The 11,617-nt window shown below is 42.6% G+C and carries 10 protein-coding genes; 4 read left to right on the plus strand and 6 right to left on the minus strand.

Going from position 1 to position 11,617, the window contains the following annotated elements:
• Positions 1-26: 26 nt before the first annotated feature.
• Complete coding sequence (locus tag G6047_RS13700) at positions 27-1,298, plus strand: DEAD/DEAH box helicase (protein ID WP_169528182.1); 1,272 nt, start codon at positions 27-29, stop codon at positions 1,296-1,298.
• Between the two features lie 134 nt (positions 1,299-1,432).
• On the opposite strand, the gene G6047_RS13705 is transcribed toward G6047_RS13700, so the two are convergent.
• The 4 genes from G6047_RS13705 to holA form a co-directional block, all read right to left on the minus strand.
• Positions 1,433-3,628 carry an ATP-binding response regulator gene (locus tag G6047_RS13705; RefSeq protein ID WP_169528183.1) on the minus strand — a complete coding sequence of 732 codons (2,196 nt, stop codon included), beginning with the start codon at positions 3,626-3,628 and terminating at the stop codon, positions 1,433-1,435.
• A gap of 120 nt (positions 3,629-3,748) precedes the next feature.
• Positions 3,749-5,443 carry an energy-dependent translational throttle protein EttA gene (gene ettA, locus G6047_RS13710; protein WP_169528184.1) on the minus strand — a complete coding sequence of 565 codons (1,695 nt, stop codon included), beginning with the start codon at positions 5,441-5,443 and terminating at the stop codon, positions 3,749-3,751.
• Between the two features lie 38 nt (positions 5,444-5,481).
• Positions 5,482-5,664, minus strand: coding sequence for a CAL67264 family membrane protein (locus tag G6047_RS13715; RefSeq protein ID WP_169528185.1), 183 nt, complete (start codon positions 5,662-5,664; stop codon positions 5,482-5,484).
• Between the two features lie 81 nt (positions 5,665-5,745).
• Complete coding sequence (gene holA, locus G6047_RS13720; protein WP_169528186.1) at positions 5,746-6,741, minus strand: DNA polymerase III subunit delta; 996 nt, start codon at positions 6,739-6,741, stop codon at positions 5,746-5,748.
• A gap of 105 nt (positions 6,742-6,846) precedes the next feature.
• Here holA and G6047_RS13725 point away from each other — a divergent pair, with 105 nt between their 5' ends.
• The 3 genes from G6047_RS13725 (at position 6,847) to G6047_RS13735 (ending at position 9,223) form a co-directional block, all read left to right on the plus strand.
• Complete coding sequence (locus G6047_RS13725) at positions 6,847-7,305, plus strand: type I restriction enzyme HsdR N-terminal domain-containing protein (RefSeq protein WP_169528187.1); 459 nt, start codon at positions 6,847-6,849, stop codon at positions 7,303-7,305.
• Positions 7,302-8,306: a glycosyltransferase family 2 protein gene (locus G6047_RS13730; protein WP_169528188.1), complete on the plus strand. Its 1,005-nt coding sequence runs from the start codon at positions 7,302-7,304 to the stop codon at positions 8,304-8,306. Before G6047_RS13725 ends, G6047_RS13730 begins: the two co-directional genes overlap by 4 nt.
• A gap of 77 nt (positions 8,307-8,383) precedes the next feature.
• Positions 8,384-9,223: an OmpA/MotB family protein gene (locus G6047_RS13735; RefSeq protein ID WP_169528189.1), complete on the plus strand. Its 840-nt coding sequence runs from the start codon at positions 8,384-8,386 to the stop codon at positions 9,221-9,223.
• A gap of 94 nt (positions 9,224-9,317) precedes the next feature.
• Here G6047_RS13735 and G6047_RS13740 read toward each other — a convergent pair whose 3' ends face one another.
• The gene (locus G6047_RS13740) at positions 9,318-10,871 is read right to left on the minus strand and encodes a T9SS type A sorting domain-containing protein (RefSeq protein ID WP_169528190.1); all 1,554 of its coding nucleotides are present in this window, start codon (positions 10,869-10,871) and stop codon (positions 9,318-9,320) included.
• A gap of 114 nt (positions 10,872-10,985) precedes the next feature.
• A complete protein-coding gene (locus tag G6047_RS13745) occupies positions 10,986-11,606 on the minus strand; it encodes an L-threonylcarbamoyladenylate synthase (RefSeq protein ID WP_169528191.1) in 621 nt (206 codons plus the stop codon).
• Positions 11,607-11,617 lie beyond the last annotated feature (11 nt).

Consider the following 11,617-nt stretch of genomic DNA (forward strand, 5'->3'; position numbering starts at 1 on the left):
CGAATCATAGCGCAGGCGATCCAAACATGAAATTCGAAGATCTCAATCTTTCCAAATCCATACTTACAGCCGTTTCCGAAGAAGGTTACACCACCCCGACCCCAATCCAGCAACAAGCGATTCCCGTAGTACTCGAAGGACGCGATATTGTGGGTTGTGCCCAGACTGGAACCGGAAAAACGGCCGCTTTTGCCATCCCGATCATCCATAACCTGCATCGTCTTGGGAATTCAAATTCGCGTCATAAAGTGATCCGTGCCCTTATTGTGACACCGACACGCGAACTCGCCATACAGATTGGTGAGTCGTTCGATACGTACGGAAAATATACCAATCTGCGTCAACTGACCATTTTTGGCGGCGTGTCACAGGTCCCACAGGTTGACCAGTTAAAACGTGGTGTTGACATATTGATAGCGACTCCCGGACGTTTGCTCGATTTGCACAAGCAGGGCTTTGTCGACCTAAACCATCTGCATGTACTGGTTCTGGATGAAGCCGACCAGATGCTTGACATGGGCTTTATAAACGATGTCAAGAAAATCGTCAAACTGACTCCGGACAACCGTCAGACGTTATTATTCTCTGCAACCATGCCGATGCAGATACGCGAGTTGGCCGAAATGTTCCTTACCGATCCCGCCAGTGTGCAGGTCGCTCCTGTCTCATCTACAGCCGAACGTGTTGAACAACGTATCTATTTTGTCGATAAGTCTGAAAAGAGAAACCTATTGTATCATTTGATCCGCAATGAAAAACTGGATCAGCTACTCGTTTTTTCCCGCACCAAACACGGAGCCGATAATGTAGTGCGTTCACTCCGCAAAAAAGGTGTGGCGGCAGAAGCGATCCACGGAGATAAATCCCAAAACGCAAGACAACGGGTCCTTGAAGCGTTCAAGAATCGCGAAGTGGGTGTTTTGGTAGCTACGGATATAGCTGCACGTGGAATCGACATTGAACAGCTTCCATTCGTCATAAACTTTGATTTACCGAATATTCCCGAGACGTATGTTCACCGAATCGGGCGAACCGGAAGAGCAGGAAAAGAAGGCATTGCCATTTCATTCTGCGGGCCAGATGAAGCGCCGTATTGGAAAGACATCCAGAAACTCACGAAAGTATCGGCAAAGATCATCGAAGATCATCCGTATCCTTGGAAAGAAGGTTCGGCACAATCAGAAACACAACAAAAACCTTTGAATACAAAAGGACAGAGAAGTGGAAAAGCAAAATCCGGAAATCCGAATTCAAGAAAATCGGAAGCTTCGAAACAGAATAAGAAACGCTGGTACTGACAATTAACGATTAACAATTAATAATTAACAATGTCGGCTATGACCGCCTTTCTTTCAGAGCGGACTTAGTTTACACCGGAAACGCTTATTATTCTCGTGAAATAATTAGTAATCGTTACTTGTTAATTATTAATTCAATTCTCCTTTTTATTGATCTGCCCCATGATGACCTGAAATAGCTTTACAGGCTCAAATGGCTTGATGATAATGTCGTTCATTCCGGCAGATATGGCTTCCTCTGTAATTTCACCTTTGTCGTAAGCGGTCAATGCAACGATTGGGGTTTCGATACCCATGGCACGGATCCGTCTTGTGGTTTCAAACCCGTTGATTACGGGCATATTGATATCCATCAGGATCAAATCGTACTTGTTTTTCTTCTGGAGCATGGCAAGTGCGGCAATCCCATCGTCTACAATCTGGCATTTGAAACTGTGGTTTTCAAGGATTTTCTTGGTCACCATCTGATTGATCTTGTTGTCTTCTACAACCAAAACGTTGAAAATCTGGCCGGAAGTCAAATCGACCTCGATGTTGTTGACAATCTCATTCGCCTTTTCCGGATTGTGTTCCAGCGGAATGGTAAAACTGAATGTGGTTCCTGCGCCTTCGGCACTTTCCAATTGTATCTCGCTCCCGAAAAGTTCAATGAGTTTTTTGACGATTGACAAGCCGAGCCCGGTTCCCTGATAATCACTTTCCTTGCGTTCGATCTGGACAAACTTCTCGAAAATCTTATCCTGATCTTCTTTCGCGATCCCGATCCCGTTATCTGAAATACTGAAATGGATAAAATGCATATTGCCTTCTATCTTTTCCTGTTTTGCTGAAATATGGACCTCGCCGTTTTGGGTGAACTTGAGCGCATTGCTGACAAGATTCATGAAAATCTGGGACAAACGAAGCTTATCTCCAATCAGGAATTCAGGGATTTCCGGATCCGTTTCAAGAATAAGCGTATTTCGGTTTTTGGTAGCTATGAACTGCAATGAATCGCGAATGGTCGCCAATTCATCAGAAAGATTGAATGTCAGGTGTTCCAGAACCACGCGTTTCTCCTCGATTTTATTGATTTGAAGGATGTCGTTTACAAGCGACAACAGATACTTGGCGGAGAACTTGAGCGAATTCAAATGCGGGCTGTTCTTCAACTCTTTATGCTCGTCTGAAATCATGTTGGTAATTCCGACAACGCCATACAAAGGCGTCCGCAATTCATGGCTGATCGTAGAAACGAATTGGGTTTTTAACCGCGCGGCTTCCTCGGCTTTTTCCTTGGCGATGCGAAGTTCTTCATTAGTAAGCAGCAACTCGGCGTTCTTTTGTTTTCGGAACAAGTTGTTTTTGTACAGCAGATACGTCAATAGCAAAAGGGCCAGCAACGTTATCACGAACAGGATTACAATTATCTGTGATTTTTTAAGGCTCAGCGACTGGATCTCCTTTTCGGCTTCAATACGCTGGACGGCACGCTTGTATTCGTCGAGTTCGAGATTCTGTCCTTCGTTGGCCGCCACCTGGAGTTTATCCTGGTTGTAGATCGAGTCTTTTATCTGGCCGTAAAGATCAAGGTATTTGTAAGCGTTGCGATAATCGTTTTTCTTGTAAAGAAATTTTGAATACTCCTGATACGAATAGGACAAATCCAATATTTCACCTGTTTTTGCTGCAGTTGACATGGCCTTCCTGAAATACTCAGCCGCTTTTTCGTCCTTATTTTTATGTGACAGAAGCATGGCATTCAGTAGCAATCGTGCTGCATCAAGGCTTTTTCTCCCGAATTTATCAAAATGCTGGTTTACGTATTCCAGATATGGTTCACCTTTTTCAAATTGCCCAATGTCGAAATAAGCCCAACCCATATTAAGCTTGGTGAATACCATTTGGGCCGTATCTTTTATACGCTCGCTGAAGTATAGCGAACGGTCATAATAGAAAAGTCCTTTCTCGTATTGCTTTTTCTCAAAACAATACATGTTTCCAAGGTTGTTGTTGAGCCAGTTTTTGAGCGAATCATTTTGGGTCTTATTCGCGTATTCAAGGCCTTTGTTGTAATAATTGATAGCCTTATCCGGCTCTGACAGTTCGTCGTAATTACCGGCAATGGTGTTATATGCCGTAGCGATAAGATAAGCATCATCAATAGCGACGGCACGTTTTAAAGCTTCGCGCGAATATTGTAGGGATTCCTTGAATTTGAGTTCGACCAGATAGTTGTCGGCAATGTCCGTAAGTTTTGTGATTTCACGTTTTTCCGTATCCGTAGATTGGGCCTGCGCGCAGAAAATGCCGCAAAGAAACGCGAGGGACAACAGGTTGCGCAATAACATTTGGTCGGTTTGGTTATCCAAATATACAGAACAAGTCGTTACCTTTTTTGTCCGGACCAAAAAGTTTGGATAGTTGAACGACCAAAAAAAATCCCGCTGTATTGTAGCGGGATTTGAATTTTAATTGCGGATGAGTTTGCGGTACTTGATTCGTTTCGGAGTAAGATCGACACCCAGCCTTTTCTTTTTGTTTTCCTCATAATCGCTGAAACCGCCTTCAAAGAAATACACTTCGGAATTTCCTTCAAAAGCCAGAATGTGTGTACAAATCCTGTCGAGGAACCAACGGTCGTGGGAAATGACGACGGCACATCCGGCGAAATTCTCAAGGCCTTCTTCAAGCGCACGAAGCGTATTGATATCGAGGTCGTTCGTCGGCTCATCCAAAAGCAACACGTTTCCTTCTTCTTTGAGCGTCATGGCCAGATGCAGTCGGTTTCGTTCACCACCGGAAAGCATCGATACCTTTTTATTCTGGTCGCTTCCGCCAAAATTGAAACGACTCAAATAAGCCCTTGAATTGACCTGCTTCCCGCCCATCATGATCAGTTCCTGACCGTCTGCGAAATTTTCCCAGATGGTTTTTTCCGGATCTATGTTCGAATGCGACTGATCGACGTAAGCGATCTTAACCGTATCTCCAACGGCAAATGCACCTGCATCGGGTTGCAATTCATCCATGATCATTTTAAAGATCGTCGTTTTTCCGGCTCCATTCGGCCCGATGATACCGACTATCCCTGCCTGTGGCAATTTAAAGTTCAGGTTGTCATACAATAATTTTTCACCGAATGCTTTGGCTACGTGATCAGCCTCGATAACGTTGGTTCCGAGACGCGGCCCGTTCGGGATATAGATTTCGAGTTTTTCATCGAGCTCTTTCTGGTCTTCATTCAATAATTTGTCGTAGTTCTGAAGACGAGCTTTTTGTTTGGTCTGACGTCCTTTTGCTCCCTGACGAACCCATTCGAGCTCGCGTTCCAGGGTTTTTCGCCGTTTGGAAGCCGTTTTTTCTTCCTGCTCCAATCGTTTTCCTTTTTGTTCGAGCCAGGATGAATAGTTTCCTTTCCACGGAATGCCTTCTCCCCTGTCGAGTTCGAGTATCCATCCGGCCACATTATCAAGGAAATAACGGTCGTGGGTGACGGCGATGATGGTTCCCGGATATTGCTGTAAATGTTGCTCTAGCCACAATACCGATTCGGCGTCAAGGTGGTTCGTCGGTTCATCAAGCAACAATACGTCTGGCTGTTGAAGCAAAAGACGACACAAGGCTACCCGGCGTTTTTCACCACCAGAAAGAACTTTGATGGGCGTGTCCGGATCCGGTGTACGCAACGCATCCATGGCCACTTCGAGTTTGTTGTCGATTTCCCAGGCTCCTAAAGCGTCAATTTTATCCTGAAGTTCGGCCTGTCGATCCATGAGTTTTTGCATTTTGTCTGCATCTTCATAGACTTCGGGCAATCCGAATTGATCGTTTATCTTGTTGAATTCCTCCAAAACAGCCATGGTTCCGGCAACGCCTTCACGGACGATTTCGATTACGGTTTTATTTTCGTCGAGTTGCGGCTCCTGCTCCAGATAACCAACGGTGTAATTCGGGGCAAAGACCACATCGCCCTGATAATTTTTATCGACACCAGCAATGATGCGGAGTAATGACGATTTACCGGATCCGTTCAGACCCAGAATCCCTATTTTTGCACCGTAGAAAAAACTGAGGTAAATGTCTTTTAAGACCTGTTTGTTGTTAGCCGAATACGTCTTGGAGACTTTCGACATGGAGAATATGACTTTTTTATCGTCGGACATGGAGGTTATTTTTTATTGGTATTTTTATTTTTTATTGATCAGACACGGCCTTTGAGTGAACTGAAAACCCAGGCGTTGGCTAAAAAACCAAGACCGACGGCTCCGAATCCCCAACCTGCGACATCAGTATATCTGAAAATTCCTAATCCTATCAGTAATAATCCCATGAGGACCATAATGAAAGTGGCCCAGCCAAGGATTGTGTTTTTGTTCGTTTTCATTTTATTTTTTAAGGGCTGTAAATATCGGAATTCCTTCGGTTAAATCAATCATTGGAAATCCTAAATCGACAAATGGAATCGTCAGTCAAAAATCCCTATCAGCATCTCTTTCAAAAGGTCGCCGTTAGTCAACGATGCGCCTACGCCTTTGCTTCTTATATCAATTTTCCGCAGGTTGTTTACAATGCCGCTGACCTTTTTCATAGGATAGTTTCGCGCAGCCATTTCATAATCCTTGATGAAATACGGGGATACTTTGAGTACCGATGCCGCCGTTTTCTTGTCTTTCAATCCATGATACTGAAGCAACTGGACAAAAAACTGGAATACAAGGCTCGTCGTGACAACCATTGGATTATCCTTTGGATTGTCCGCAAAATATTTGGCAATCTGATACGCTTTCAACCGATTGGCTTCACCCAAAGCCTTTCTTAGCTCGAATACATTATAGTCTTTGCTGAAACCGATATTTTCCTGGATATCTTTGGTCGAAATGATGTTTCCTTTAGGAATCACGAGTGCGAGTTTGTCCATTTCATTGCTGATTTTGGACAAGTCGGTTCCGAGGAATTCCGCGAGCATCGCACACGCTTTTGGTTCTATACCATAGCCGCGCCCTTTCAAAACGCGCTCTATCCATGATGAAACCTGGTAATCGCGAAGTTTGGCACTGTCGAAAACAACACCGTTCTTCTCAAAATTCTTGAGGACTTTCTTTCGTTTATCTACCGTTTTGTATTTATAGCAAATGACGAGTACCGTGCTCGGCGTGGGATTATCTGCGTAAGCTTCGAATTTTTCGAAAGTCTTGACCAATTCCTGGGCTTCTTTGACCACTACGAGTTGTCTTTCGGCCATCATCGGATAGCGTTTTGCAGACGATACGATGTCGTCTACCGAAGTATCCCGACCATACACCACGGTTTGGTTGAAACCTTTTTCTTCCTCGGCCAGCAAATTATTTTCGAGATACTCGCTGATTTTGTCAATATAATATGGCTCTTCGCCCATGAGCAGATACAGCGGCTTTACCTTTCCGGCCTTAATGTCGCTTACAATTTTCGCTGCTTCTTCCATAAATGATGTGTCCCGTCAAAAATAAGCTTTACACCTTGTATGGAAAACAATTTCCGGATGAAGTTTTAAACCAACGACGATGGTAAAATTTCGTTTCTTTGCAGCATGCGTGAATTATCGTTTCCTGCCTATCAGTTCCGATATAAAAAAGACAACGGACAGACGTTGATCTTTTGTGAAACACGCAAGAAATTCGTGGTACTTACACCGGAAGAATGGGTCCGCCAGCATACAGTGAAATTCCTGTTGAACGAACTCAACTACCCGACAGGTTTGTTAAATGTAGAGCGATTGATAAATCTGAATGGATTATCCAAACGATACGACATAGTTATCTATAATACAGATGGTTCCGTTTTTTTACTTGTAGAATGCAAAGCACCTGAAGTTATGGTTGGCCAGCATGTTTTCGACCAGATCGCCCGTTATAATCTGTCAATGAAAGCGGATTATCTGATGGTGACAAATGGTCTTTCGCACTACTTCTGCAAACTCGATTACACGAATGGACGATATAATTTCTTAAGGTCGCTTCCATCCTATCCTAAACCAAAATCCATATGAGCCAATCATTGCGAATCGCCATTGTCATATTGAATTGGAACGGAGCCGGATTGCTTCGGAAGTTCCTGCCATCTGTGGTAAATTATTCACCTGATGCCGAAATCTGGGTTGCCGATAATGCTTCTACTGATGATTCGGTCGCTGTACTGAAATCGGAATTTCCATCGGTCAAAATTGTAGTCAACAATAAAAATTACGGTTTCGCCGGCGGATACAACGAGGCCTTGAAATCTATCGATGCCGATGTGTATGCGCTTGTCAATTCAGACATCGAAGTCACAAACGGCTGGCTCGATTCCGTAAGGTCCAGATTTGAATCGAATCTCGAAACCGGTATCATCCAACCTAAAATCCTTGATTATAAAAACAAAGGCCTATTTGAGTATGCAGGTGCTGCAGGTGGCTTCATAGATAAATTCGGGTATCCGTTCTGTCGCGGGAGACTTTTTGACACCCTGGAAAAGGACGAAGGACAATATAATGACGACCATACCATTTTTTGGGCGAGCGGCGCGTGTTTCTTTATCCGGAAAACCATTTTTGATAACCTTGGAGGTTTTGATGAGGACTTTTTTGCACATCAGGAAGAAATTGACCTGTGCTGGCGTGCTTTTAACTCAGGCCATGAGGCTTTTTATATTTCACAATCTACAGTTTATCACCTAGGTGGCGCCACATTAAATGAAGGACATCCGCGAAAAACCTACCTCAACTTTCGGAATTCACTGTTGATGCTGGCCAAGAACCTTCCGTCGAAAAGGCTTATTCCTGTCATTTTCATTCGGCTTTGCCTGGACGGAATCGCTGCGATTCGCTTTTTGTTTCAAGGGAAAATCAGGCATTTTTTTGAAGTCGCCCATGCACATTTCGGATTCTACAAGCGGCTGCCATCAACTTTAGTAAAAAGAAAAAATTCACAATATGATTCGTACTTTGCCGTTAAAAATTTAATATTTTCCTATTTTATCCAAGGCAAAAAACGCTTTACGGATTTATTTTAACAATAGTTTAAGCCCTTCTATTTCTGTTAAAAAAAGTGTTGGGCTATTTTTGTAAAGAACCTAATTTAGAAATCAAGATGAAAAAAGCACTTCTAGCTTTATCTGTAGTAGCTCTGTCATTGAGTTCGTGCGGAACTAAAAAAAAGCTCGCCGAATGTGAGGCAAAGAACAAGGAAATTCAGGATTTGCTGAACACGGCAACCGTCAAACTCAATACCTGCCTTTCCGAAAAAGAGGCGCTTAACAGCCAGATCGATTACCTTAAGAAGAACAATGCTGATTTGATGAATACGGTGGGGAATGTGACAACCTTATCTTCTAAAGGCGCTGCAAATCTGGAAAAATCTCTGGAAAGCATGAAGGAGAAAGATTTGAAAATCACAAGACTTCAGGATGCGCTTACACGTAAAGACAGTGTTACGCTGGCTTTAGTCACAAGCCTGAAACGAGAAGTCGGAATAAATGACCCTGATATCCAGGTCAATGTTGAAAAAGGAGTGGTATTTATTTCAATCGCCGATAAGTTGTTGTTCAAAAGTGGCAGTTATAATGTAAGCGATGGCGCGAAAGCAGTATTGGCTAAGGTCGCCAAAGTGATCAATTCCAAGCCAGATTTTGAATGTATGGTTGAAGGTCATACAGACAACGTACCTTATGTTTCCAATGGAACGTTGCTTGACAACTGGGATTTATCCGTGAAACGTTCAACATCAATTATCCGTGTTCTTACAAAAGACCTTGGAGTTGCACCTAAACAGTTGATCGCTGCCGGACGTGGAGAATATATTCCGTTGGTTGAAAATAACACTGCCGAGAACCGCGCCACAAATCGTCGTACCAGAATTGTCATCCTTCCAAAAATTGATCAGTTCTATGATATGATCGAAAAGGAAATGAAAAACCAGCAAGGGAAATAATAATGTTCCTTTCCAAATAAATAGCCAACGCCCCGTTAATAGCGGGGCGTTGGCGTTTAAACAAATGGTAACAGGTATTTCTTTTTCCGATAAATTATTTCTTGATGAACCTTATGGTTTCAGATTCATTGATTTTTAGCATATAAACTCCCTGAGTGAGTACGGAGACATCTATCGGCTTTTGAAAATCAGATACGGTTTCCAAAACTTTTTGCCCAATTGTATTGTAAATTTTCACTTGGGAACTCCTATCTATTCCAGACACGAATAATTGCGAAGTGGCAGGATTGGGATAAACCATAATAACATCCGAACCAATATCGTTTGTTCCCAGTGGCGCCATGTTTATTTTGGCCAGAAACGGATAATGATTGTCAGGCTGTTCAGGCTCGTGATGTATTGAATCAAAATCTGCCGATCCCATCGACATTCCAGCAACAAAGACATCTCCCTGCATATTTATACTCAATCCATTCACACTTGAATAGTCACTGCTTACGGTTTTGGCCGCGGTAACGATTCCTTCTGGATCATATTTAACCAGTATGCCATTATTAGTGAAAAGCGAAATATTTGTATTAATTCCATTACCCCAATCTATTTGCGAGGCCGATTGCCCACTGACATAAACATTTCCCTGTGAGTCCAGATTTAGGAAATTCCTGTCGCCTAAAATAAACCGACCGTTTGCCGGAGTATCCCGGGCCCATTGAACGGCTCCTTCTGAATTGAGTTTGAGCAGATAAAAATCAGTAGCCGCTTCACTCTCCAAAGTAATCCCATCTATGACCAGTGTTCCAAAAAGGGCTGATGCAAAATAAATTTCATTCTCAGATTTGGTAACTACGTGTGGCTCGCTGCAAGTAATGTCTTCAATGACTTTTACCCATTGAAAAATACCTTGGGGATTATACTTGGAAATATAAACGGTGTACGGGAATTCAGTATCCAACGGTACACCTGCAAATTGCGCATTGAAATCAATGCAGGAACCTGCCGCATACCAATTACCTTGCTCATCGACACTGACCGATGAAATCCTGCGAACGGAAACCTGTTCCACCTGCATTCCCGGAGTTCCATCCGGACTGTACTTTTTGAGGAAACTTTTGAAGAAATCACTGTAACCTATTATGATATTATCATCTGCATCAAGCGTCAAGGCCCGGAATTCGGCTATTTCATTATACCAGTTACCTCCCATATCTGCGGGTTGAAGCCAATCATACCAAAGTAATTCCCCATTGCTATTGAATTTTGCAAGTACGTGCTGTTCGCCTTGAGAAACAGTACTGAATTCAACATCCTCGATGGTCATTTGATTGACGAATTTGAGGGCGACAATAATATTATGCTGGCTGTCTACAATAAGATTATGTGTCTGTACGTGTCCGGAAATCGTCTTTGAGAAAAACAGCTCACCATCCGGATTGTATTTATTGATGAATTGATTTCCCAGAATATCGTTGTAAATAAATGGCTCGTCTTTAAACCCGGCATAATATAAATTGCCAGATTGGTCATTTGCAACGCTGTATCCAATCAAATCCGGATTGTACTGCATTTGTACCAAAGGAAACTTCACCCACTCATACGTTTGGGCACAAAGACAAAACGGAAACAGTAACAATAATAGAATTCTCTTCATCACATAAAATTTTGATAAAGATATATGCCGTCAAATCAACCAAATGATAACTTGCTTAAATGACTGAAACAAAATAGTATGTTATGATCCTGATTGAGAATTCGAATATTAACTTTAAAAAATATCTGGGTCTCCTTTGCCTTCCCGGACAACAACAGGCTCGTATCCAGACAAATCAATTACTGTTGAAGCCTCATTTCCTCCGTACCCACCATCAATCACGACGTCAACTAAATTCTGCCATTTTTCAAAGATGAGTTCCGGATCTGTAGAATACTCAAGAACCTCATCATCGTCGTAAATGGAGGTCGAAACGATAGGATTACCGAGCTGGCGTACCAATTCCAAAACAATATTGTTATTCGGAACGCGAATCCCAACTGTGGTCTTTTTCTTGAACTCTTTGGGTAAATTATTATTCCCAGGCAAGATAAAAGTATAAGGTCCGGGCAACGCACGTTTCAATAATTTAAATGTCGAAGTGTCTATTTGCTTTACGTAATCTGAGATATTGCTCAAATCGGAACACACAAAGGAGAAATTGGCTTTTTCCAGTTTTATACCTTTTATGCGTGCGATTTTCTCAAGAGCTTTAGTGTTGGTGATATCGCAACCCAAGCCATAAACCGTATCTGTGGGATAAATAACAAGTCCACCTTCACGCAATACTTTGACTACTTTGGCAATTGCCGACTCCGAAGGTTTGTCTTCGTAAATTTTTATGAATTGAGACATAGTATCTTTTT

It is taken from the genome of Flavobacterium silvaticum, assembly GCF_012911565.1.
GTDB lineage: Bacteria > Bacteroidota > Bacteroidia > Flavobacteriales > Flavobacteriaceae > Flavobacterium > Flavobacterium silvaticum.

What these genes read in the sequence shown, in the direction of transcription:
- G6047_RS13700 (WP_169528182.1), top strand. Translation starts at nt 27, where the DNA reads ATGAAATTCGAAGATCTCAATCTTTCCAAATCCATACTTACAGCCGTT.
- G6047_RS13740 (WP_169528190.1), bottom strand. Translation starts at nt 10,871, where the DNA reads ATGAAGAGAATTCTATTATTGTTACTGTTTCCGTTTTGTCTTTGTGCC.
- G6047_RS13715 (WP_169528185.1), bottom strand. Translation starts at nt 5,664, where the DNA reads ATGAAAACGAACAAAAACACAATCCTTGGCTGGGCCACTTTCATTATG.
- G6047_RS13730 (WP_169528188.1), top strand. Translation starts at nt 7,302, where the DNA reads ATGAGCCAATCATTGCGAATCGCCATTGTCATATTGAATTGGAACGGA.
- G6047_RS13745 (WP_169528191.1), bottom strand. Translation starts at nt 11,606, where the DNA reads ATGTCTCAATTCATAAAAATTTACGAAGACAAACCTTCGGAGTCGGCA.
- holA (WP_169528186.1), bottom strand. Translation starts at nt 6,741, where the DNA reads ATGGAAGAAGCAGCGAAAATTGTAAGCGACATTAAGGCCGGAAAGGTA.
- G6047_RS13705 (WP_169528183.1), bottom strand. Translation starts at nt 3,628, where the DNA reads ATGTTATTGCGCAACCTGTTGTCCCTCGCGTTTCTTTGCGGCATTTTC.
- G6047_RS13725 (WP_169528187.1), top strand. Translation starts at nt 6,847, where the DNA reads ATGCGTGAATTATCGTTTCCTGCCTATCAGTTCCGATATAAAAAAGAC.
- G6047_RS13735 (WP_169528189.1), top strand. Translation starts at nt 8,384, where the DNA reads ATGAAAAAAGCACTTCTAGCTTTATCTGTAGTAGCTCTGTCATTGAGT.
- ettA (WP_169528184.1), bottom strand. Translation starts at nt 5,443, where the DNA reads ATGTCCGACGATAAAAAAGTCATATTCTCCATGTCGAAAGTCTCCAAG.